A 25,877-nucleotide genomic window follows, 5' to 3' on the forward strand; every position below is an offset into this window, starting at 1 on the left:
CTGGTGCGCACAGCGCACCAGTTTCTCTTTGATCGATACGCCCTACCAGTAGCGTCGCAGAAACGCTGCCGCCTGCTCGTAGTGCTCCAGCACCTCCGGCACCAGCCCGGCCATACGCAGGAAGTCATGGGTCATGCCACGGCATAGCCGGCTCTGCACGACCACACCCTGCTCGCGCAAATGCTCGGCATAAGCCAGGCCCTCATCCAGCAAAGGGTCGAACTCGGCGATCAGCAGAAGAGCCGGCGCACTGCCACGCAATTGCCCCTCAGCCAGCAACGGCGAGCAACGCCAGTCACGGCGCTGCGCCGGCTGTTCTGCATAGTGCTGGTAGAACCAGGCCAGTGTCGCGCTCTCCAGCAGATGCCCTTCGGCAAACAACTCCTGGGATTCACTGGTCTGGCGGGCGTCCACCGCCGGATAGAACAGCAGTTGCGCGCAGGGCTTTGCCTCCTGCGTGGCAGCCAGCTCGGCACAAACCACGCTGGCCAGGGTCGCGCCAGCACTGTCCCCCCCCAGGGCCACGCGTGCCGGGTCCAGGCCCAGCGCCAAACCGCCTTCTTGCAGCCAGTCCCAGGTATCGCGCACGTCCTCCAGGGCAGCGGGAAAGGGATGCTCCGGCGCCAGTCGATAGTCCAGCGCCAATACCGCGCACTGCGCGCTGATGGTCAATTGCCGACAGATCGCATCGTGCGAGTCCAGGCTGCCGATGCAATAACCGCCGCCATGCAGATAGATCAGCACTGGCAGCGCCGCACCGGCCTGCTCCGGCCGATACAGCCTTGCCGCCAGATGACCATGGCGCACCTGCGGCGAGACTTGCTCCACGGTACAGGGCGGAGCGAATGGTGGCAGGCTGCGCGAAGCGGCCTCGAACTCGGCACGCGCCTGTGCCACCGCCAACTCATGGGGAGCCGGCCGCCCTGCCCGCCGGCCCTCGTCGACCATATCGAGATAGGCGGCGATTTCCGCGTGCAGCTCGCCAGGTACATTAGAAAGGGCAACACTCATAGCGCGAACGCCTCCTGCGCGATCTGTGCGCAACAATGATCGATGACTGCCAGCAACTCCTCCTCGAAAGACGCCATGAAGCGCTCGATGCTGGAAGGACGAAACACCTGCCGACTGAACAGACAGCGCAGCGCCAACTCACCGTCGTGCACCTGGCCGACGATCTCCAGCCAGTTGTTCAGCGGCGCGCTCGCGGCATAGGCATCACCGGGCCGCTCATCGAGCAGGCTGAACAGGGCTTCGCTGTCGGCGCTCTGATCGAGCTGGCCCAGGTAGTTGAAAGTGACGCGCGGCTGCGCCTGTGCTGCCAGCCTGCTGCGCATCTGGCCATCGGCCAGATAACGCAACACACCGTAGCCGATGCCCTTGTTCGGCACCGCACGCAGGCGTTGGCGCAGCGCCGTGATGGCCTGGCCATAATCGCCCTCGCCAGCCTCCAGACGCACCGGGAACAGGCTGGTGAACCAGCCCAGGGTGCGGCTGTGGTCGAGGCCATCGAACAGATCCTCACGACCGTGCCCCTCCAACCCGACCAGCACCGCATGCTGCCCACTCCAGCCACACAGTGCGCGACCGAGGGCCGCCAGCAGCAGATCGTTGATCTGCGTGCGATAGGCTTGCGGTGCGACTTTGAGTAGCCGCGTGGTAGTGGTTCGATCCAGGCGCAGACTGATCCGCTCACGCAATGCCACCTGAGCACGACCGCGAGGGTTGTCGCGCGGTGGCTCGCCCAGCCCCTCGCTGGCAGTCTGCTGCAGCCAGTACGGCAGCTCCTCGCGCACGCTTGGCTGACAGGCGTAGGCCCTGAGACTTTGCGCCCAGTCTCGATAACTGCAGGAAGACGGCGGCAGATCCGGCGCTTCACCGCGCTGCAATGTTCCATAAAGCCGTTGCAGATCCTCCAGCAGAACCCGCCAGGACACACCGTCCACTCCCAGGTGATGGATCACCAGCAACAGTCGGCAGCTACCATCGGCCAACTGGCTGTAGACAGCCCGCAGCAAACGCCCCTGACCGATATCCAGGCTGCGCTGTGCACTGTTGGCCAGTGCCAGCGCCTCGTCGGCATCTGCCGGTTGCTGATGCCAGAGCAGCGGGTTGGTCTCCAGCCCCAGTTCATCGAGATTGCAGTAGCGCTGCCGCCACTGGCCGTCATCGTCCCTGGCGAAGGCCAGGCGCAGGCTGCCATGCTCGGCCAGCAGCAAGCGCAGCGCCTGCTCCAGGAGGCTTGCGTCCAGCGGTCGATGGCAAGCCAGCAGCAGGGCCTGGTTGAAATGGTCGGGTTCAGGCAGATGCTGGTCGAACAGCCACTGCTGGATCGGCAACAGGCTGAAGTGCTCTACGTCCTCGGCCGCCTCCGTCACCAGCGTTGGCGTGGACGCGCTGGCCTGCTGCGGGCGCTCCAGCAAAGCCGCGATACTCTGGTACTGCAACAGGTCGCGTAAACGCAGCTCCAGGCCAAGTCCCTCGGCCTGACGGGCACGCGACACCACCTGCAGGCTGAGAATCGAGTCGCCCCCCAGGTCGAAGAAGTTATCGTGGATACCCACCTGCTCGACCTGCAGTACCTGCGCCCAGATATCAGCCAGGATACGCTCGGCTTCATTGCGCGGCGCGACATAACCCGCGCCCTGCCAGCTCGGCTCTGGCAGCGCCTTGCGGTCGATCTTGCCTGCCGGTGACAGCGGCATGCGCTCGAGTCTGAGGATCTGTGCCGGCACCATGTAGTCCGGTAGCTGCGCCCGCAGATCGCTGCGCAACGTGTCGCCATCGACCTCACCGACCACGTAGCCGATCAGTTGCTTGCCGCTGGCGCCTTCGCGAGCCACCACCACCGCTTCGCGCACCTGCGCGTGAGCCTGCAGGCGCGCCTCAATCTCGCCGAGCTCGATACGGAAACCGCGGATTTTCACCTGATGGTCGATACGCCCCACGTACTCAACGACGCCATCGGCGCGTCCGCGCACCAGATCGCCACTGCGATACAGACGCGCGCCCGGCTCGCCAAAGGGGTCGGCGGCGAAACGCTCGGCGGTCAGCCCCGGGCGCTGGTGATAACCGCGCGCCAGCAGCTCACCGCCAATGTACAGCTCGCCAGCCACCCCCAGCGGTACCGGACGTAGCTGTGGGTCGAGGATGTACAGTCGGCGCGCGCCGACCGCCTGGCCGATAGGGGCATACGCCGCCTGGCAACGCGTGCTCGCATCGGCCTTCCACAGCAGCGGTGTGACCACGGTTTCGGTCGGCCCGTAACCGTTGATCAGGTGTTCGGCCTTGAGAGTACGGCGCGCCAGTTCGAAGGCGGCTTCAGGCACTGCATCGCCACCAAAGCAGTAGATGCGCATGCTCGGCACATGGCCAAGGTGCGCGGCCTGATCGGCCAGTTGCAACAGGTAAGCCGGCGGGAAGGCCGCGACCGTGACCTGGTGCTCGCGCAGCTGCGCCAGGGTCTGCTCAGCACTCCACAATGCCTCCCCACGGATCAACAGACTGCCGCCATGGCTGAGGGTAGTGAGCCAGCGCTCATGGGCTCCGTCGAAGGCGAACGACATGAAGATCAGTTCGCGATCGTCCGGCGTCATGGCGTAACGCTCGCCGATGGCGCGGCAGTGCGCGGCGATCTGTCCATGCGCCACGGCCACGCCCTTGGGCTGGCCGGTGGAACCCGAGGTGTAGATCAGATACGCCAGGTTGCCAGGCTGCACGTTCACCTGGGGCAGCTCGCAGGATTCGGCAGACAGATCGAGCCAGTCCAGCTCCAGGCACACAACACCTTCAGGGACGGGCAGACGCTCACGCAGGCGGCTGTCGGTCAGCAACAAGGTGATACCCGCATCCCGCATCTGGAACGCCAGACGCTCACGCGGGTAGTCGGCGTCCAGCGGCACGTATGCGCCTCCCGCCTTGAGCACGGCGAGCAACGCCAGCGGCAGCTCGACACCACGCGGCAAGGCCACGCCCACGCGCACTTCGGGGCCGACGCCGAAGGCCAGCAGGCGCCGGGCCAGGCGGTTGGAGTCCAGTTCCAGACGCTGACGGTCGAGGCTGACAGTCTCGTCGATCAGCACACAATCCTGCGGGCGCTGGCGGTTGTGTCGAGATATAGCCAGGTGTACCGGCTCGAATGCCGTCGGCAGCGATGCCTGACCGTGCAGACGATGGTGCGCCTCGTGTTCGAGCGTGCTCAGGCAATCGAGATCACCGAGGCATTGCTCGCCCCCCTGCAGCATGGCGGCGAGGATCTGCTCGAAGTTGGCGCGGATACGCAGCACCGCATCCTCATGAAAATGGCTGCGCAGGTACTGGTATTCGATCTCCATTCCCTCGCCCAGACGTACGGCCAGATCCATCGGCACGCTGGTCACGTCCTTGGACGCCAGCTCACCGAAGCGCGGCCCATCGCCACCACCGCGCCGCAACGCCTCATCCACCGGGTAGTTCTCGAACACGATGATGCTGTCGAACAGCGCCTGGCCGCCATGACCCGCCCAGCGCTGGATGTCGTACAGCGGCGTGTGCTCGTATTCGCGCACCTCCAGGTTGTAGGCCTGGAGTGCTCGCAGCCAGTCACCGAGCCCCGCATCCGCCGCTGGCGCCTGTACCACCGGCAAGGTGTTGATGAACAGCCCCAGCAACGTCTCGGCGCCCGCCAGGCCAGTGGGTCGCCCCGCGACGGTGGCGCCGAAAGTGACCCGCTGCTTGCCGGTGTAGCGCTGCAACAGCAGCAACCAGGCGCCCTGCAACAGGGTGTTGAGGGTCACGCGCTGCTGCCGGGCAAAGGCTCGCAAGCGCTCGGTCGCCGCAGCATCGTAATGGCTGTAGGTCACGCCATGGCCACTGTCTTCAGCGGGGCGCGGCAGGCTGTCGGCCAGCAAACAGGGTTCGTCCAGCCCGGTCAGGCGCTGCCGCCAGAACGCTTCGGCAGCGTCGCCATCCTGGCGCTGCAGCCAGGCGATGTAATCGGCGTAGCGTGCGACGGGCGCTGGCAGACGCTCGCCGGCATAGACCTGCAGCACTTCCTTGATCAGTTGCGCGCCGCTCCAGCCATCGGTGACCAGGTGGTGCATGGTCCACACCAGTTGCCAGCGCCCCTCACCCAGGGCCAGCAGGCTCATGCGCTGCAGCGGTGGCCGGGCCAGATCGAAGCCTTCGGCGCGATCACGCTCGGAGAAGGCGATGACATCCGTCTCGCCCTCGATCACCCGCACCTCGGCGGGCACCTGGCGCTGCACCACCTGCAAGGGCTGGCGCAGCCCGCCCTGCCAGAGAAAACCGCTGCGCAGCGTTTCGTGGCGCGCCACCACATGCGCCCAGGCCGCCTGCAAACGCGCCGGATCGAGCTGCTCGACCGCCACGCTGATCTGGTTCACGTAGAGCCCTGAGCCCGGGTTGTCGAGGGCATGGAACAGCATGCCCTGCTGCATGGGCGACAGCGGGTAGATATCTTCGATGACGGCGGCGGGCAAGTCGATGGCATCGAGCTGCGCCTGATCGAGACCAGCCAGAGGGAAGTCTGCCGGCGTCACGCCGCCCGCGCCCGGTGTCAGGCAATGGGCGATCAGGGCGCGCAGCTCGGTCAGGTAACGCTGCGCCAGTTGCATGACCGGCGCCTCGTCGAACATCTCGCGGCTGAAGGTAAAGCGCAGGCCCAGACGCGCATCGAGCACCTGACCATCGATGCTCAGCCAGTTGCCCAACGGCGCCTCAGCATCGCGGTTCGGCCCGGCGTTTTCGCCGGCCAGACGCAACAGGGCATCAGCGGCGAAGCTGGCATCGAATTGGCCCAGGTAGTTGAAGGTCACCCGTGGCTCGTGCAGCCCTTCCAGGCCCTGGCCGAGGTGGCGCAGCAGGCCATAGCCGATTCCCCCACGCGGCACCGCACGCAGTTGCTCCTTGACCGCCTTGATCGCCGCATCGGGTTCGCCCTCTGCATGTAAACGGAGCGGGTAAAGGCTGGTGAACCAACCCAGGGTACGGCTCAGGTCGATATCGTCGAACAATGTCTCGCGGCCATGGCCTTCCAGCAACACAGCGGCACTGCTCTGCCCGCTCCAAGCACACAGGGCACGAACCAGTGCAGTCAGCAGCAGGTCGTTGACCTGGGTGCGATAAGCAGCTGGAGCCTGTTGCAGCAGGGCACGCGTTTCGCCCTCGTCCAGTTCCAGGCGCAGGGTGTGGGCATGACGCTCGGTCAGGCTGGCATCGGTGCGGGCGCCTGGCAGGCTCGGCGCCTTGACCTCTAGCTGGGCACGCCAGTAATCCTGCTCGGTGGTCAGCTCGGGACTGGCGGCAAGCTCGACCAGACGCTGCGCCCAGCGCTTGAACGAACTGCTGCGCGGCGCCAGGGGCTGTCCCTCGTAATGCGCCTGCAGATCCTCCAGCAACACCCGCCAGGACACACCATCGATGACCAAGTGATGGACGACCAACAGCAAGCGCTGGCTGCCGTCAGCCATGCTGACCAGCATGGCGCGCAGCAGCGGGCCACACGCCAGGTCGAGGCTACGCTGTGCGACGGCGCAATGATGCTCCAGTTCACTGGCATCGGCCGCTTCACGCAGCCAGAGCACGTCGGCATCCACCAGTTCCGCATGCACGGCATGGCTACCATCGGCAGCGAAGCGCAAGCGCAGGGCATCGTGATGCGTCTGCAACGCCGCCAGGGTTTCGCTCAGACGCCGCGCGTCCAACGCTTCGCGGCAGTGCAGCAGCACAGCCTGGTTCCAATGGGCGCGCTGCGGCATGGGAGTGGCGAAGAACAATCGCTGGATCGGCAGCAACGGCGTCTCGCCCTGCTCCGGCCCCTGCTCGGCCTCGCTTACCGCCTCACGAACGACAGAGGCCAGGGCGCGTAGGCTCTGGTGCTGGAACATGTCCTTGGGGGTCAGTTGCAAACCAGCTTGGCGGGCACGGCTGACCACCTGGATGGAAACGATGGAGTCGCCACCCAGCTCGAAGAAACTGTCCTCACGCCCCACCTGGGCCACGCCCAGCACGTTTTGCCAGATATCGGCCAGTAGCCTCTCATGCGCCGTTTCTGGCGCCTGGTAATCCGCCTGAACGGTGCTGAACTCCGGCACCGGCAAAGCCTTGCGATCGAGCTTGCCATTCGGCGACAGCGGCATGGCCTCAAGCACCAGGATGCGCGCCGGCACCATGAACTCCGGCAGTTGCTCAGCCAGCGCCTGGCGCAACGCCTCGCCATCGCAACCGGCCACGGCATAGCCCACCAGTTGCTTGCCCTGCGCTGTGTCACGCGCCACCACCACCGCCTCTTCCACCTGCGGATGTGCCTGCAGACGGGCTTCGATCTCACCCAACTCGATGCGCAGGCCACGGATTTTCACCTGATGGTCGATACGTCCGACGTACTCGATGGCACCGTCCGCCCGCCAGCGCGCCAGGTCGCCGGTGCGATACAGCCGCCCGCCTGCACCGAACGGATCGGCGACGAAGCGCTCGGCGGTCAGCCCCGGTCGTGCGTGATAGCCCCGCGCCAGACCAACGCCGCCGATGTAGAGCTCACCCGCCACACCCTGCGGCACCGGCTCCAGCCAGGGGTCGAGGATGTACAGCCGCAGGTTGTCGATGGGCCGGCCGATGGGCACGATGTGCCGTTCGTTTTCCTCGTCGCACGCCCAGTAGCTGACGTCGATGGCCGCCTCGGTGGGACCATAGAGGTTGTGCAGCTTGGCGCGGTGGCGCTGACGGAACTGCTGTTGCAGCTCGTAGGGCAACGCCTCGCCACTGCACATCACCTGCGTGAGTGAAGGGCAGTGTTCCAGCTCGCCCGAGGCGACGAACGCCTGCAACATCGAAGGTACGAAGTGCAGCACGCTGACCTCGCCCTGGTTGATTACCTGACGCAGTGCCAGCGGATCGCGGTGCGCGCCCGGCTCGGCTACCACCAGCCCAGCGCCGGTCAGCAGCGGCCAGAAGAACTCCCACACCGATACATCGAAGCTGAACGGCGTCTTCTGCAACACGCGATCAGCCGGCGTCAGGCAGTACGCCTTCTGCATCCAGTGCAGCCGGTTTATCAGCGCCTGATGGCTGTTGCCAGCGCCCTTGGGCTTGCCGGTCGAACCGGAGGTGTAGATCAGGTAGGCCAGGTTGTCCGGCGTACCCTGAATCGGCAGATCGCTCCCCACCAGCCCCTCCACTTCTGACCAGTCGCTGTCCAGGCAGAACCTACGAGCGTTCGAGGCTGGCAGCGCATCACGCAGATGTGCCTGAGTCAGCAGCAGCGTCACGCCGCTGTCGTCCAGCATGTGCTGCAGACGCTCGTGCGGGTAATCCGGGTCCATCGGCACGTAGGCGCCACCGGCCTTGACGATGGCCAGCAGGGCCACCACCAGCTCGACGCTGCGCTCGGCCGCCACACCCACCAGTACGTCCGGGCCCACACCTTGAGCGCGCAACCAGCGTGCCAGCTGGTTGGCGCGCTGGTGCAGCTCGCGATAGCTCAGGCGCTGCGCGCCGAACTGCAGCGCCAGGGCGTCCGGGGTTTGCGCGGCCTGTTGCTGCAGCAGCGTTTGCAGTTGCACACCATCGGGGAACGCCGCCTCGGTGGCGTTCCAGCCACCAAGCAGTTGCTCGCGCTCCGCGCCTGCCAGCATCGACAGACGCCCCACCGGGCACTGCGGATCGGCAGCCAATGCCCCCAGCAAATTAACGAAGTGACCGCACAGGCGCTCGATGGTGGCTGCATCGAACAGATCGCTGGCATAGGCGAACTGCCCGCGCACAGCGCCCTCACGGTTCTCCTCGGTCTGCAGCATCAGGTCGAACTTGGCGATACCGGTCGACAGCTGCAGAGGCTCCAGCGTCAGTGCCTCACCATCGGCAGCGGGGAGCTCGCACAAGGCATCCTGCGCACTGGGCAAATGGTTGTAGGCCACCTGAAACAGCGGATTGTGGCTCAAGCTGCGTTCAGGTTGCAGGGTTTCCACCAAGCGCTCGAAGGGCAGTTCCTGATGAGCCTGTGCATCCAGGACGGCCTGGCGTACCGCACCGAGCAGATCGACGAAGGAAGCATGTTCCTCGACTTCACCGCACAGCACCTGGGTATTGACGAAAAAACCCACCAGACGCTCGCACTCGGCCCTACCACGGTTGGCCACCGGCACGCCGATACGCAGTTCGCGCTGGCCGCTGTAGCGCACCAGCAGCACCTCGAATGCCGCCAGCAGCACCATGAACAGGCTTGCACCCTGGCCACGTGCCAGGCTGCGCAGCTCGCTCACCAACGCCGTAGGCAGTTGAAAGTCCAGCGTGGCGCCACAGTAACTCTGCTGCGGCGGACGCGGTCGATCGCTGGGCAGGGTCAGCAGCAGCGACGGATCGCCGATATGTTGCGTCCAGTAATCGAGCTGACGCTGCTCCTCCCCGGCCGCCATCCACAGGCGCTGCCAGCGAGCATGGTCGGCGTACTGAATCGGCAGCGGCGGCAGGCTGGCACCACGACCGGTGACGCAGGCGCCATAGAGGTTGACGAACTCGTCGATCAGCACGCCCATCGACCAACCATCGGAGACGATATGATGCAGGTTCAGCAGCAGCAGGTGCTCGCTATCGCTGAGTCGCAGCAGGTGCAGGCGCAGCAACGGGCCATTGGCGAGATCGAAAGGCTGTCGCGCCAACTGTTCCAGACGCACACGTGCGGCGTCCTCACGCTGGCCTGCCGGCAGTTCCGCAAAGTCTTCTTCCAGCATGGCCAGAGGCGAGGTCGGCAGGATCACCTGCAACGGCTCGCCACCTTCTTCGCGAAACAGCGTGCGCAGACTCTCATGGCGCGCCACCAATGCCTCGAAAACCTGGCGCAGGGCCTTAGGATCCAGCGTGCCGCGCAAGCGCAGGGCCGCCGGAATGTTGTAGGCCGCACTGTGCGGCTCCATCTGCCAGAGGAACCACAGGCGGCTCTGCGCCGGTGACAATGGCGCACGCTCACAGGGCTGACGCATGATCGGCAGGCGTTCCAGGCTCACGCCCTTCTCCCGCAGTTGTTGCAGGAAAGTCAGTTGCTTCTCTTCGGGGAGCGCCGCCAGGCGTTCGGCAACGGTGCGCAGTTGTGCATCCAGCATGGTCATCAGAGGTTCTCCAACTCGCCCAGCAATTCATCCATCAGCTCCAGCTCGGCCTCTTGCGAGGGCGCATTGTCCCGTTGCGCTTGCAGGTGGCTTGCCAACGCCTGGATGGAACTCAACTCGAACAATGCGTGCAGCGGCAACGTCACTCCCAGACGATTGCGCAGGGTCATGCCGACCTGAGTCAGCAACAGAGAATGTCCGCCCAGTTCGAAGAAGTCGTCGTTGATTCCGACCCGCTCGACCTGCAGCACCTGCGTCCAGATCGCCGCCAGCTCACGCTCCAGGTCATTGCGGGGCGCCACGTAACCGACTGCCGAGGTACCGAACTCCGGCACCGGCAAAGCCTTGCGATCAAGCTTGCCATTCGGCGACAGCGGCATGGCCTCAAGCACCAGAATGCGCGCCGGCACCATGAACTCCGGCAATTGCTCAGCCAGCGCCTGGCGCAACTCCTCGCCGTCGCAACCGGCCACGGCATAGCCCACCAGTTGCTTGCCTTGCGCTGTGTCACGCGCCACCACCACCGCCTCTTCCACCTGCGGATGTGCCTGCAGACGGGCTTCGATCTCACCCAACTCGATGCGCAGGCCACGGATTTTCACCTGATGGTCGATACGTCCGACGTACTCGATGGCGCCGTCCGCCCGCCAGCGCGCCAGGTCGCCGGTGCGATACAGCCGCCCACCTGCACCGAACGGATCGGCGACGAAGCGCTCGGCGGTCAGCCCAGGTCTTGCGTGATAACCCCGCGCCAGACCAACGCCGCCGATGTAGAGCTCACCCGCCACACCCTGCGGCACCGGCTCCAGCCAGGGGTCGAGGATGTACAGCCGCAGGTTATCGATGGGCCGGCCGATGGGCACGATGTGCCGTTCGTTTTCCTCGTCGCACGCCCAGTAGCTGACGTCGATGGCCGCCTCGGTGGGACCATAGAGGTTGTGCAGCTTGGCGCGGTGGCGCTGACGGAACTGCTGTTGCAGCTCGTAGGGCAACGCCTCGCCACTGCACATCACCTGCGTGAGTGAAGGGCAGTGTTCCAGCTCGCCCGAGGCGACGAACGCCTGCAACATCGAAGGTACGAAGTGCAGCACGCTGACCTTGCCCTGGTTGATTACCTGACGCAGTGCCAGCGGATCGCGGTGCGCGCCCGGCTCGGCTACCACCAGCCCAGCGCCGGTCAGCAGCGGCCAGAAGAACTCCCACACCGATACATCGAAGCTGAACGGCGTCTTCTGCAGCACGCGATCAGCCGGCGTCAGGCAGTACGCCTTCTGCATCCAATGCAGCCGGTTTATCAGCGCCTGGTGGCTGTTGCCAGCGCCCTTGGGCTTGCCGGTCGAACCGGAGGTGTAGATCAGGTAGGCCAGGTTGTCCGGCGTACCCTGAATCGGCAGATCGCTCCCCTCCAGCCCCTCCACTTCTGACCAGTCGCTGTCCAGGCAGAACCTACGGGCGTTCGAGGCTGGCAGCGCATCACGCAGATGTGCCTGAGTCAGCAGCAGCGTCACACCGCTGTCGTCCAGCATGTGCTGCAGACGCTCGTGCGGATAATCCGGGTTCATCGGCACGTAGGCGCCACCGGCCTTGACGATGGCCAGCAGGGCCACCACCAGCTCGACGCTGCGCTCGGCCGCCACACCCACCAGTACGTCCGGGCCCACACCTTGAGCGCGCAACCAGCGTGTCAGCTGATTGGCGCGCCGGTGCAGCTCGCGATAGCTCAGGCGCTGCGCGCCGAACTGCAGCGCCAGGGCGTCCGGGGTTTGCGCGGCCTGCTGCTGCAGCAGCGCTTGCAGTTGCACACCATCGGGGAACGCCGCCTCGGTGGCGTTCCAGCCACCAAGCAGTTGCTCGCGCTCCGCGCCTGCCAGCATCGACAAATCCCCCAGACGGCGCTCGGCACTCTCGGCCATCGCCAGCAGCAAGCGCTCGAAGTGCTCACGCAGGCGCTCCACCTGACTGGACGCCAGGCGGTCGGCACGGTAGGCGTAACGGATATCCAGGCACTCGTCAGCACTGGCCACCAGGGCCAGGGCGAAATGGGTGCTCTCGACCGGGCGCTGGCCGAGTACGCGCAGGCTGTCACCGCCGCCAGCAAGCGCACTGTCCATGGGGAAATTCTCGAACACCAGAATGCTGTCGAACAACGCCTGGCCCGGCTTGCCGGCCCAGCGCTGGATATCGTGCAACGGGCTGTGCTCGAACTCGCGAACGTGCAGATTGAGCGCTTGCAGATCTCGCAACCAGTCGCCAACGGCCCATTGCGGCTGGATTTCATGGGCAATCGGCAAGGTATTGATGAACAGGCCGAGCAGGCTCTGTGCACTCGGTAGCTCAGCCGGACGCCCGGCGACGGTGGCGCCGAAGCAGGGTCTCGCCTGCCCGGTGTAGCGCTGTAGAAGCAGCAGCCAGGCACCCTGCAACAGGGTGTTGAGGGTCACACGCTGGGCCTGGGCAAATTGCTGCAGACCACGGGTCAGCTCGGCGCTCAAACGGCCGTGCACCTCACGCGCAGGCTCTGCGGCAGCATGCCCCAACGCACCAGCCAGCAGGGTCGGTTCGTCGAACGAGACCAGGCGCTCGCGCCAGAAGCGCTCACCGGCGGCGGCGTCCCGAGTCTGCAGCCAGTTGATGTAGTCGCGGTACTGGCCGAACTGCGCCGGCAGCGTTTCACCCCGGTAGAGTGCCAGCACCTCACCCACTTGCCGAGCGCTGCTCCAGCCGTCGGAGATCAGATGGTGGCAGGTCCACAGCAGGTGGTAGCGGCGCTCACCCAGGCGCACCAGAGTCAGACGCTGCAGCGGCGGCATAGCGAGGTCGAAGCCTTCGGCACGCTCGGCCGCGGCCAGCGCATCCAGTGCTTCGGGCTCGGCGGCCTGCGTGCGCCAGTCGTGTTCACGTACCGGTAGCTCGGCATGACGCAACACGAACTGCAACGGCACACCCGCTTCGGTGAGCACGAAGCCGCTGCGCAGCACGGCATGACGCGCCACAACCTGCTGCCACGCGGCGATGAAACGCGGTGCATCCAGCCCCTCCAGGTCGACCTGCAACTGATTGACGTAAAGACCGGAGCCCGGCATGTCGAGCGCATGGAACAACAGTCCCTGCTGCATGGGCGACAACGGATAGAGATCGTCCAGATCACTCACGGGCAGATAGAGACTGTCAAGCGTCGCCTGGTCCAGGCCAGCCAACGCCACGTCGCTCGGCGACAGACGCGGCGTGGCGATGCGCACATGGGCCAGCAGCTCGTGCAGCGAATCCTCCAGTCCCTGTACCAGGGCATCGATCGCCTCGGCCGGGAACATGGCCTGGCTGTAGGTCAGCTCCAACTCCAGACGCCCGCCCAGGATGCGACCATTGATCACCAGCCAGTTGCCCAGCGGGGCATTCTGCGGCTGGCTATGACCTGCCGATTCACTGGCAGGGCGCAGCACAGAATCGCCATCGAATTGCTGGTCGAACTGCCCCAGGTAGTTGAAGGTGACACGCGCCTGCCCCGCTGCACTCAGCTCCAGACCATGCTTGCTCAGGTGGCGCAGCACGCCATAGCCGATGCCGGCTCGAGGCACACCACGGATGCTTTCCTTAACCGCACGCAGTGCCTCACCCGGTTCGCCGGTCGGGCGCAGGCGCAGCGGGTAAAGGCAGGTGAACCAGCCAACGGTGCGCGACAGCTCCAGAGGTTCGCCGTCATCGAAGGCGTCACGGCCATGGCCCTCCACTTCCAGCAGGGCCTCCTCGCTCCCCGTCCAGCTGCACAAGGCGCGACCGACAGCCGTCAGCAGGACGTCATTGATGCGCAGGCGCTGAGCGGCCAGGACCGGACCAAGAAGTTCGGAGGTGGCATCGCGGTCCAGAGCAATGTGGCGCTGCCGTGCCTCGCGCCAGGTGGCCGCCGCGTGGCCATCGGCCTGGGGAATCGCCGGGGCATCGGCCAGTTGCGCCAGCCAGTACGGCATTTCGGCGTCCAGTGCCGGACTCGTCGCCAGCGCCTGCTGGCGGGCAGCCCAGACAGCATGCGGGTCGCCTTCGGCCGGCAATACAGCTGGCTGCCCCGCGCGAATAGCACCATAGGCGGCGTGCAGATCTTCCAGCAGCACCCGCCAGGAGACGCCATCCACCGCTAGGTGATGAATCACCAGCAACAGGCGCTCGCCGCCCTCGTCCAGGCCGACGTGCATGGCACGCAGCAATGGGCCATTACGCAGATCCAGGCTGCGCTGGGCTTCGTCACACAGGCGCTCGAGCGTCTGCCGATCAGTTGCATGGCGGCGCCAGAGCAGCGTCAGGTCGAGTGCCCCCATGTCAGCGATACGCAGACGCGCTTGCTCACCATCCAAACGCAGACGCAACGCCGGGTGGCATTGCAGCAAGGCATGCAACGCACGCTCCAGTGCAGTGAGATCCAGCGGCTCGCTGGCCTCCAGCAGGATCGCCTGATTCCAGTGGTTGCGCAGCACAGCCGGTACACGCTCGAAGAAGCGAGCCTGCACCGGGGCCAGCGGCGCGCCACTAGCGGGCGGTGCGTTGACGGTGGCAGGCGTCGTGGCGACTTCCGACACCTCACGTGCCTGCAGCCACTGCGCCAGTTGCCGCACGGTCTGCCGCTCGAACAACTGCTTGGGACTGAGCTTGAAACCCAGTTTGCGGATGCGCGCGATGATCTGCAGGCTGAGGATGGAATCACCACCCAACTCGAAGAAGTTGTCTTCGGCCCCGACCCGTTCGACCTTGAGCACCGCCTGCCAGATCGTCGCCAACTGGCTTTCCAGTTCGCTCAGCGGCACCTCCTCGCACGGTTTGCCAGCCATGTCCGGACGCGGCAGTGCCTGGCGATCGACCTTACCATTGGCAGTCAACGGTAAGGCCGGTAGCAGCATCAGTTGCGCCGGCAGCAGATAGTCCGGCACCTGGGCTGCCAACTCCTGGCGCAGCGCTTCGGCCTCCCCATCGGCCACACACCAGGCCAGCAGGCGCACGGGCCCATCGCCCGCGCTCTCGGCCAGCACCAGAGCATCATGCACACCCGGCAGGCGCTTGAGCACCTGCGCCAGCTCGGCCGGCTCCACCCGATAGCCGCGGATTTTCACCTGTTCGTCGAGGCGACCGAGGAATTCGATCTCACCATCGGCGCGCAGGCGCACGCGGTCGCCACTGCGGTAATAGCGCTCATCCTCAAGATGGATAAAACGCTCCGCTGTCAGCTGCGGCAGGCCCAAATAGCCGTCGGCCAGACCGGCACCGGCGATCAGCAGCTCACCCGGCACGCCAAGTGGCAGGCTGGCGAGCTGCTCGTCGACCACCCGCACCCGACTATTGGGCAGCGCCCGACCGATAGCTAGATTGCCCTGCGGCAAGGACTCACCGATGCGCCACTCATGGGTCAGCACACCCACTGTGGTTTCACTTGGGCCATAGTGGTTGACCACCCGCAAACCTGGCGCCAGCTCACGCACACGCGCCAGCAGTGGTGCGCCGCAGGCTTCGCCGCCGAGCACCAGCAGACGCAGCGGCAAGACCTCGACCGGCTGCGGCGCGGCGGCCAGCAGGCCGCTGAGATGGCTGGGCACGATCTTCAGCACGGCGACGGCACGAGCCTGAATGAAGGCGGCGAAACGCTCGGCATCGGCCACCTCCTCGGCGCTGGCCAGGCACAACCGCCCACCACTGCATAGCGCACCGAACAGGCTGGTATGGCCGAGATCGGCCGCCACCGACGACACCATCGCCCAGCCCTCCCCGGGCTGGCTGTCCAACCGTGTCAGCGCGCCCTGCACGTAGTTGGCCAGGGCACCGTGGCTAACCACTACGCCTTTGGGCTGCCCCGTGGAGCCGGAAGTGAAGATCACATAGGCCGGACTGGCCGCGTCGATGACCACGGCAGGTGCCTGCGCTGCAAAGTCCGACGGCCCTCCGGCCTCGACCAGGATTGCCTGATCCGGGAAGAGCGCCGCGGTTTCACGCTCGCTCACCAGCACGCAGCGCGCCCCACTCTCGGCCAGTAGTTGCTGCAGACGCGTACTCGGCAATGCCGGGTCGAACGGCACGTAGGCAGCACCTGACTTCAGCACCCCCAGAAGCATCAGCAGCCAGCGTGCGCCGCGCGCCTGGCAGAGCGCGACGCGCTCACCCGGGCCGACTCCCCGGGCGCGCAAGGCATTGGCCAAACGGTTGGCCGCGGCGTCCAGCTCAGCATAACGGTATTGACCATCCCAGGCCTCGACTGCCATTTCGCCCGGGCGTGCCACGCACTGTCGGTTGAACAATTGCAGTACATCAGCGGACGGCCACGGACGGCGCTCGCCGGCCAGTTCCGAACGCAGTTCGGCTGGGACCAGATTCAGTTGCTCGAGTGGCTCGGATGGCCGGGCACAGAGTTGTTCCAGTTGCCAGGTGAAGGTAGCGACGATGCGTGCCACCGTGCTGACGTCGAACAGATCCTGGGCAAAGACGAAGCTGCCGCGCAGATGGCCGTCCTCGCTGGCCTCGGCCATGTCCAGGGCCAGATCGAAACGCGCACCGTACTGCTGTTCACTGAACAGTTGCAGCTTCAGCGGGCCGGCATCCGGCAGGCGGCTGACGTCGAAGCCGAAGTTGAACTTGACCTGCGCCAGAGGGTTCCAGGCCAGGCTGCGCTCCGGTTGCAGCGCCTCGACCAGTTGCTCGAAGGGCACATCCTGATGTGCCTGGGCACCCAGTGCCAACGGCTTGAGCGCAGCCAGCAGATCGCTGAAGGAAGCCTGCACGTCGACTCGGCAGGGGTAGACCAGGGTGTTGACGAAGAAGCCGATCAGCCCCTCGGTTTCCAGTTGCTGGCGGTTGGCGACCGGCACCGCGACACGCAGATCAGCCTGGCCGCTGCAACTGCGCAGCAAGACGCCATAGGCGCCCAGCAGCAACATGAACAAGGTGACGTCGTGGCTGCGCGCCAACGCCCTCAGGCGCTCGCTCAGCGCCGCATCCAGCTCGAAGCTGAGACTGCCGCCACGGTAGCTCTGCTGCGCCGGACGCGGGCGGTCGCATGCCAGGTCGAGGCGCGGATTGTCATGCCCCAGTTGCTGCACCCACCAGGCCAGTTGTCGCTCACCCTCGCCATCGGCGAGCAGGCTACGCTGCCACTGGGCGTAGTCGGCGTACTGCACCGGCAGCGCCGGCAGCGCCGCCTGGTTGCCTACCAGCGCGGCACTGTACAGCGCGGCGAATTCATCCATCAGCACACGGATCGACCAACCGTCGGAGACGATATGGTGCAGGGTCAACAGCAGCACATGATCCTCCGCAGCCAGGCGCAGCAGCGTCAGACGCAGCAGCGGGCCGTCACGCAGGTCGAACGGGCGCCCGGCTTCCTCTTCGGCCAGGCGATGCGCCTGGGCCTCGGCATCGCCGTGGGCGGACAGATCCAGGCGCACCATGGGCAGTTCCAGCCGCGCATGGATGACCTGGCACGGCTCGCCCTCACGCTCGTCGAAGGTGGTACGCAGTGTCTCGTGACGCGCCATCAATCCCGCGAATGCCTGGCGCAACGCGCCCTCGTCCAGCGCGCCGCGCAGGCGCAGGGCGCCAGGGACATTGTAGGCAGCACTGTGCGGTTCCATCTGCCAGAAGAACCACAGGCGCGCCTGCGCCGGGGACAGCGGTAGCGCGCCATCACGCGGCACAGTGCGCAATGGCGGGCGGCTGTCGCGCTCGCCGAGCGCCGCCACAGCGGCGGTGAAGGCATCCAGCCGCGAGGCCTCGAAGATCATCGGCAGCGGACACTCGACGGCGAGGAGTTGGCGTATCCGCGATACCAGCCGGGTCGCCAGCAGCGAATGACCACCGAGTTCGAAGAAATCATCCTCACGGCCGACTCGCGGCAGCTCGAGCAACTCGGCCCAAAGCGCTGCAAGCTGGCTTTCCAGGCCCTCGCGCGGCGCGCTGTAGTCGTCATTGACGTCCGCCACTTCGGGCAAGGCCTTGCAGTCGATCTTGCCATTGACGTTCAGCGGCAACTGAGCCAGCGCGATGATCTGCGTGGGCACCATGTACTCGGGCAGTTGCTCGCGCAGCGCTGTCTTGAGCGCGTCGGTCGCCTGCAGCGGCGCCACGTAGGCCACCAGCCGGCGCCCTGCCATACCGTCGCGACAGACCACGGCCGCTTCGCTGACCCCATCGAGCATGCGCAGGCGTGCTTCGATCTCGCCGGGCTCGATACGGAAGCCGCGAATCTTGACTTGCTGATCGACGCGCCCGAGGTAATCGAACGAGCCATCTTCACGCCAACGCACACGGTCGCCGGTACGGTAGAGACGCCCACCCGTCATGCCGAAGGGATCGGCAACGAAGCGCTCGGCGGTCATCCCAGGACGCTGGTGATAACCGCGCGCCAGCAACTCACCGCCGATGTACAACTCGCCGACCACACCGCGCGGCAGCGGTTGCAGGTGCTCGTCGAGTACGTACAGGTCTCTAGCTCCCACTGCCTCGCCGATAGGCGCATAAGCGGCACCACAACGGCCGGTAGCATCAGCCTTCCACAACAGGGGCGTGACCACCGTTTCGGTAGGCCCATAGCCATTGATCAGGTGTTCCGCCTTGAGGCTGCGCCGCGCCAATTCGAATGCTGCCTCGGGCACCGCGTCACCACCGAAGCAATAGATGCGCATGCTCGGCGCATGGCCAAGGCGTGCTGCCTGTTCGGCCAGTTGCTGCAGGAAGGCCGGCGGGAAGGCCGCAACCGTCACCTGATGCAGCTTGAGGCGTTCCAGGGTCTGCTCCGGCGTCCACAACGCTGCACCGCGGATCAGCAGACTGGCGCCGTGGCTCAGTGCAGTTAGCCAACGCTCGTGAGCCCCGTCGAAAGCAAACGACATGAAGATCAGCTCGCGGTCACTCGGTCGCATCGCATAACGCTCACCGATGGCGCGGCAGTGTGCGGCGATTTCGCCATGCGCTACAGCAACGCCCTTGGGCTGGCCAGTGGAGCCGGAGGTGTAGATCAGATAGGCCAGGTTGGCCGGGTGAACCCGTGAAGCGGGGCATTGCGCCGGCCAGGCGGCATCATCGAAACGGTCTAGATCCAGGCGCTGCACCGAATCGCCAATCGGCAGCTGCTCGGCCAGCGCGGACTGACTGATCAACCAGCCGATACCGGCATCCTCGATCAGCCAGGCCAGGCGTTCGCGGGGATGATCCAGATCCAGCGGCACATAGGCGCCGCCGGCCTTCATCACGGCCAACAGGGCCAGCGGAATATCCACGCCGCGCGGCAAGGCCACGCCAACCCGTGCCTCGGGGCCGACACCCGCCGCGAGCAGAGCCTGGGCCAGGCGGTTGGCGCGCGCATCCAGTTCAGCGAAGCTCAGGCTGCGTTGCTCATCCTGCAGCGCGATGGCCTCCGGCTGGGCGGCAGCCTGGGCTGCGATAACCGTCGCCAGCGGCTCGAAAGCCTCAGCACTGGCCGGTACTGCACGGCGCCACAGCGCTTCGTCGAGCCAGGCACCCGCCTGCAACGGCGCATCCGCCGGCTGCTTCGGCAGTGCACGCAGCAGCGCGAGGAACTGCTCGGCCATGCACGCCATACCGGTAGCACGATAGCGCTCGGCAGCGTAGCAGAAGCTCAGCTCGAGGCCGGCCTGGCTCTCGCGTACGCGCAACACCAGGTCGAAGGGGGTTTCCAGATCGATCTGACGCAGGCTTTCCACGTTCAGCCCCTGCAATGCCACCGTTCCCCGTACCTGATGGTCGAACGCCACCTGGCAGAGTGGATGGCGACCGTGACTGCGATCTGGCTGCAACGCCTGCACCAGTTGCTCGAACGGCAGATCCTGATGAGCCTGGGCATCCAGCAACCCATCGCGCACCTGGCGCAACAGCGCACTCAGGCTCGGGTTGGTCGAAAGGTCGCAGCGCAACACCAGCAGATTGACGAAGAACCCAACCAGACGTTCGCTGGCGAGCTGTTCACGCCCGGCCTGGGTAAGACCGATGCGCAGATCCTGCTGCCCAGTAAAGCGCTGCAACAACAGGTTGAACGCCGCCAGCAACAGCATGGCCAAGGTCACACCGTGCTGCTGGGCCAGCTGACGCAACTCCCCGCTCAAGACGTCGTCGAGACGCTGCTCGATGAAGCCGGCACGACGTCCACTCTGGCGAGTCGTGTTGACCAAGGTGTATGGCAACTCAAGCGGCGGATGTTCCTGCCCAAGGTATGTGCGCCACCACTGCAGCAGTCGTGCGCTCGCTCCACCGTCCAGTACCTGCTGCTGAGCGGCGGTGATATCGACGTACTGATGGCTCAACTGCGGTAGCTGCGCAACCTCACCTTGCAGACGCGCCGCATAGCACGCCGAAAACTCCTCCAACAGCAGATTCAGCGAGGCGCCATCGGAGATGATGTGGTGCATGCAGAGCAGCAGCGCCTGACGGCCTTCGCCCAGGTGCTGCAGACGCAGACGTAGCAACGGGCCGCTGACCAGATCGAAGGTTTCGGCAGCGAATTGCAGCGCGTCGCCCTCGGCAGTGCTCGGCTGACCACTCAGATCGATCTGACTGAACGGCACCGGCGCGGCGTCGGTCAGGTTCAGGCGAACTTCGCCATCACTGTCCTCGACGAAACGGCTGCGCAGCGTCTCGTGACGCAATTGCAGATCGACGAATGCCTGTTGCACTGCGTCGACATTCAGCTCGCCGCGCACCGTCAGACCACCGGCGATGTGGTACAGCGGGCTGTGCGGCTCCAGCTTCCAGAGGAACCAAAGACGGCGCTGGGCCGGCGACAGCGGCAGCGTGCCATGGCGATCCAGACAGGTCACTTCGGCGCAGGCCGGTGTATCGACAACATGACTGGCCAGCGCAGCGACGAAAGCGCCCAACACCGGCGCCTCGAACAGCAGGCGCGGCTCCACTGCGCGGCCATGACGCTCACGCAGGCGTGCCAGTAACTGGGTCGCCCGCACCGAATCACCACCGAGGACAAAGAAGTGATCGTCACGTTCGACCGCCTCCACCTGCAGCACCTCGCACCAGAGAGCAGCCATGGCCTGCTCCGCCTCGCTCAGCCGAGCAGTGTTCACCCGATCGCCTTCCACCAGTTGCCCGGCACGCTGTACCGCATAAGCCGACAAGGTGCCATCAGCCAATTGCTGGCGGCATGCAGAGCGCTGCAGCTTGCCGCTGGAAGTCTTTGGCAACGCGCCCGGTTCCAGCAGCGCCACGAGCAGCGGTGCTTCCTGGAAACTGTCGGCGACGGCCGCCGAAATAGCCTTGATCAGCGCGGCAGCCGGTATCAACTTGCGCACACTGCGGCCAATCTCGGCGGCTATACCGATCCCCTCGCGACCGTTGTGCTCCACAGCGAATGCAGAGATACGGCCCTTGCGCACCACATCCACTTCTTCTTCGACACAGCGTTCCAGATCCTGCGGGTAGAGGTTCTGGCCACGCACGATGATCATGTCCTTGAGCCGCCCGGTGACGTACAGCTCATCGTTGTGCAGGAAGCCCAGGTCGCCGGTACGCAGCCAGACGCGCCCATCGCGCTCGACGAAAGCACGCTCACTGGCCTCGGGGTTGCGCCAATAGCCCTGCGCGACGCTGGGGCCACTGCTCCAGATCTCGCCAACCTGTCCAGGCCCCAGAGATGCGCCGCTGTGCGGGTCGACCAGTTGCACCTCATGCTCGGGCTGCAGGTGCCCGCAACTGACCAGCAAGGTGCCGCGGCCGGGGCGTCCCAGGTTACTGGCCAGTGCCGTCGGATCCACCTCCAGCAAACCGATACCTTTACCGCGTTGGCCACCGGCAACGAACAGGGTCGCCTCGGCGAGGCCGTAGGAGGCATAGAGCGCATCGGCATCGAACCCAACCCGCGCGAAGGTGGTAGCGAAGCGCTCCAGGGTGTCCGGACGAATCGGTTCGGAGCCGGAGAAAGCCAGGCGCCAGCGGCTCAGATCAAGCCCCTCCATGGCGCCCTCACCGATGCGTTCGCAGCACAGCCGGTAGGCGAAATCCGGGCCACCACTGACCGTACCGCCGTAACGAGAGATGGCCTCCAGCCAGCGGCGCGGACGCTCGAGGAAGTAGCGCGGCGACATCAGCACACAGGGAATACCGCTGTAGATCGGCTGCAGCAAACCACCGATCAGCCCCATGTCGTGAAACAGCGGCAGCCAGCTGACCATCACGTCATCGGCACAGATACCCAGGCCATGGCGAATCAACCGCTCGTTAGCTAGCAGGTTGCCATGGCAGACCTGCACCCCCTTTGGTGTCGAGGTGGAACCCGAGGTGTATTGCAGGAAGGCGATATGCGCATCGCTCAGCTCCGGCATCTGCCATGCCAGCCCCAGACCGGCCGGCGTGTGGTCAACGGCAAGCAGCTGCGGCGTGGCACCACCGACAACCTGACAGGCCGGACGCAGGGCGTCCAACAAACTGGAATCGGTGAGCACCAGGCTTGGCTCGGCGTCACCGAGAATGGCCTGCAAACGCGCCAGGTGCTGCGGCCTAACGGACTCGGGCGGATACGCCGGCACAGCGATGATGCCGGCATACAGGCAAGCAAAGAAGGAAACCACGTATTCCGTGCTGCTGTGCATCAGCAAAACGGCGCGATCACCGGGTTGACCATGCTGCAGCAACCAGACAGCCAGATCACGTGCGCGCTCATCCAGTGCACGGTAGGTCAGTGCTTCGTCCACCCCTTCAGCGATAAAACGCAGAGCGATATCGCGCGGCGTTTCAGCGGCACGCTGGACGAGCGCCTCAACCAGGTTGGTGGCAGCGTCGTAACGATCATTCATGGCATCACCTTGAATCGCGATGGGTGCACTGCACCCGCCGTGTGAAATGGAATATTCGGGTGCTCAGAGCAGATCCAGGCCATGGCCTTGCGCCATGGCCACAATGACCTTGCGCGGGCCACTGAAAGGCGTGCGCGCATGAGCAGTCAGCATGTTGTCGAGCATCAGCACGTCGCCGCTGCACCAAGGAAAGCTGACCGTCGCTTCGGCCAATACGCCGCGGATGTCATCGAGCAGGGACTCCTCGATCGGGCTGCCATCGCCGTAATAGACATTGCGCGGCAGGTCCTCTTCGTCGACGATTTCCAGCAGGCTTTCGCGCACCTCGACGGGCAGGTTGGAGACGTGGAACAGATGCGCTTGGTTGAACCACACCCAGTCACCCGTGCGTGGATGACGGGCCACGGCCTGACACAGCTGGCTAGTGCGCAGTTCACCGTCCTCCTTCCATTCGCATTCGATCTGGTGAGCCCGGCAGTAGGCCTCGACCACCGCACGATCACTGCTGTTGAACACCTGTTCCCAGGCAACGTCCAGACCATTGCCGTAGTTACGCACGTACATCAGCCCACGCTCGCTGAAGCGTCGGCGAATCGTCTCACCGACCTGACGGTAGACCACCCGACTATCTGCGATGGGCGTCTCCCCTCCACTCTGCGCGGCCTGCATGCAGTAGAACCAGATACGCATCGGCCACTCGCGGGTGTAGGCCTGCTCGTTGTGCAGCGGAATATGTTGATGCGGCGGATACTCGGTAGAGGTGTAGACGCCAGCGGTCACGTTACTGCGCGGCGTGGAGCCGAATTCGTAGTTCAACAGCGGGTCGCCGAATGCGGCGGCGAACGCACGAAAACGCTCGGCTTCGCCCACCGCAAAACCGCGCAATAGCACTCCACCACAGCGTTCAAGGTGTTGATCGATCAGCTCGCGCAGCTCCTGCTGGCTCGCCAGCAGGTCGATTCCGTCCTCAGCCTGCACCAGCAGCGGTAAACCCTCACGCGACTCAGGCAAAGGCTTTATGGAGAAGAAAGTCATCGCATGCTCCTCTCAGGCCTCGATAGCCCGGAGATCCCGCCCACTCTCACGCAGCTTGCCGAACATGTATTCGAGCAACTGCTGTTCGCAGGCGTTGATGAAAAAATGATCGCCCTCGAACATCTCCAGAGAGAAGTCATCGGCGGTTTCGTCCTGCCAGGCCGCCAGCGCATCCATCGATACGCGATCCGCCTTGCCGCCAAGTACATGGATCGGGCAACCGAGCCGCGCACGGCGGTAGTAGCGATAACGGCCACACAGCAGAAAATCGGCGCGCAACACCGGCAGGGTCAGGCTGAGCATCTCCGCATCGTCAAATACGGCTGCTGGCGTTCCCCCCAGGGACCGCAGGCGCAGTAGCAGCTGCTCATCGCTCTGCTCTTGCGCCAGTTCGAGGTGGCTCTCACGGCGCGACGGCGCCGACGCCGCCGAAGCGAACAGCGCCTGCGGGGCAGGCATGCCGAGCTGGCGCAGCGCATGGGCCAATTCGAAAGCCAGCAGGCCACCGAGACTGTGACCAAACAGGGCGTAGGGCTGCTTGAGCGACTCGCTCAACTCGGCCGCAAGCTGCTTGGCCAGCGCGTACATATCGGTCTGCAATGGCTCATTGAAACGCCGACCACGCCCTGGCAACTCCAGCGGCAACACCTCGACCGAAGCCGGCAATGAACGACGCCAACGCGCATAGGCCATCGCGCTGGCACCGGAATACGGCAGGCAATACAGGTGCAGGCGGCCAGGCATCATCACCGCTCCACAGTCTCGCCGCTCATCACCTGACGCAAGCTCAGTGGACGCATGTCGACCCACTCCCGCTCAACGTAGTCCAGACACTCCGCCTTGCTGCCTCGCTGCTCCGTCTCACGCCAGCCAGCGGGCACCGCCTTGTCGTCCGGCCACAGGGAATACTGCAGCTCGTGATTGACGAGAACCTTGAATGTCGCGTCGTCGCGATCGAATGCCATCTCTGCCTCCTTCTCGCCCGGGTTGGGCGGCTTTCCGATGAAGACGAAGGAGAGGAGCGAATAATTAGGATTAACTCATGAGATTAATTATCATGCGCACCACTTGAGAAAGCATTCTCATCCGACTGAACGTTTTGATTTTTGATCGAGTCAGAGGCCACGTATGATTTGATAATAATTATCAACTACATTAGATTTGGCCACCTCGATACCGGCGCAGGAACCGCCAGGCAGGGCGAAAGACCCGCGCAATGGATTCGCGTCAGATCTCCCCCATGTGGACGCCCATCACGCTCTGGCCGCATAGGAAACATCTCATGCCCAAGACGCTCCCCCCCCAGCAGCATATGGCCCTGCACGACCTGTTCGTCACCCGCAGGCAGACCTTCATCAACGCTGCGGCACGCATCCTCGGCTGCCGTAGCCACGCCGAAGATGTGGTGCACGACGCCTATATCAAGCTCAGCGCCGCGAGCATGGTCCCTAACATCCAGTCGCAGAGCAGTTACCTGTTACGCGTGGTGCGTAACCTGGCGATCGACCTCTATCGCCGCCAGGCTCTGGAGAAACGCTATGCCGGCAGCGAGGAAGAAGGCCTGTATATCGCTGCCCCTGGAGCCTCACCAGAGACCAGCCACGAGAGTCGAGAGACCTTGGAGATGCTCTCCTCGGCCTTGGCGCAGATGCCCGAGCGCACTCGCTACGCCTTCGAGATGTACAAACTGCACGGACGGACGCAGAACGACATTGCCAAGGAACTGGGGGTCTCACCGACCCTGGTGAATTTCATGGTGCGTGATGCACTGCTGCACTGCCGGCAAGCGCTCAAGCGCATCGAAAGCAAGGCACGCTGAAAGGAAGGGGAAGATAACCGACGCGCCTGTTGGGGACTGGCAGATGGCCCTGCCAGAATCGAGCATAGCCAATCAAGGCCTCGTGATAACTGGCCTTGAGTATTTCGATACTCATTGCATACCCCCAAACGTATCCCG

Annotated in this window: 7 protein-coding genes; 1 reads left to right on the forward strand and 6 read right to left on the reverse strand. The window is 65.0% G+C overall.

The annotated features are described in order from the left end of the window. Positions 1-42 precede the first annotated feature (42 nt). The 6 genes from JLK41_RS16445 to JLK41_RS16470 all read right to left on the reverse strand — a co-directional run bounded on the left by JLK41_RS16445 (position 43) and on the right by JLK41_RS16470 (position 24,885). Positions 43-1,011, reverse strand: a complete 969-nt coding sequence (locus JLK41_RS16445) for an alpha/beta hydrolase (RefSeq protein ID WP_210389377.1) — start codon at positions 1,009-1,011, stop codon at positions 43-45. Further along, a complete protein-coding gene (locus tag JLK41_RS16450) occupies positions 1,008-10,100 on the reverse strand; it encodes a non-ribosomal peptide synthetase (RefSeq protein WP_210389378.1) in 9,093 nt (3,030 codons plus the stop codon). Before JLK41_RS16450 ends, JLK41_RS16445 begins: the two co-directional genes overlap by 4 nt. Continuing rightward, positions 10,100-22,885 (reverse strand): non-ribosomal peptide synthase/polyketide synthase, encoded by a 12,786-nt coding sequence (locus JLK41_RS16455; protein WP_210389379.1) that lies wholly within the window; start codon positions 22,883-22,885, stop codon positions 10,100-10,102. Before JLK41_RS16455 ends, JLK41_RS16450 begins: the two co-directional genes overlap by 1 nt. A 63-nt stretch (positions 22,886-22,948) precedes the next feature. Continuing rightward, the gene (locus JLK41_RS16460; RefSeq protein WP_210389380.1) at positions 22,949-23,920 is read right to left on the reverse strand and encodes a TauD/TfdA family dioxygenase; all 972 of its coding nucleotides are present in this window, start codon (positions 23,918-23,920) and stop codon (positions 22,949-22,951) included. Positions 23,921-23,932: 12 nt separating this feature from the next. Further along, complete coding sequence (locus JLK41_RS16465) at positions 23,933-24,667, reverse strand: thioesterase II family protein (RefSeq protein WP_371923175.1); 735 nt, start codon at positions 24,665-24,667, stop codon at positions 23,933-23,935. Beyond that, entirely contained in the window at positions 24,667-24,885 is a 219-nt protein-coding gene (locus JLK41_RS16470) for an MbtH family protein (RefSeq protein ID WP_210389381.1), read from the reverse strand. The genes JLK41_RS16465 and JLK41_RS16470 overlap by 1 nt, the downstream gene beginning before the upstream one ends. 317 nt (positions 24,886-25,202) lie before the next feature. Here JLK41_RS16470 and JLK41_RS16475 point away from each other — a divergent pair, with 317 nt between their 5' ends. Continuing rightward, positions 25,203-25,739: an RNA polymerase factor sigma-70 gene (locus tag JLK41_RS16475; protein WP_051800647.1), complete on the forward strand. Its 537-nt coding sequence runs from the start codon at positions 25,203-25,205 to the stop codon at positions 25,737-25,739. The last annotated feature ends 138 nt before the right edge of the window (positions 25,740-25,877 follow it).

The sequence above is a fragment of the Ectopseudomonas khazarica genome (assembly GCF_017915135.1).
Classification (GTDB): domain Bacteria; phylum Pseudomonadota; class Gammaproteobacteria; order Pseudomonadales; family Pseudomonadaceae; genus Aquipseudomonas; species Aquipseudomonas khazarica.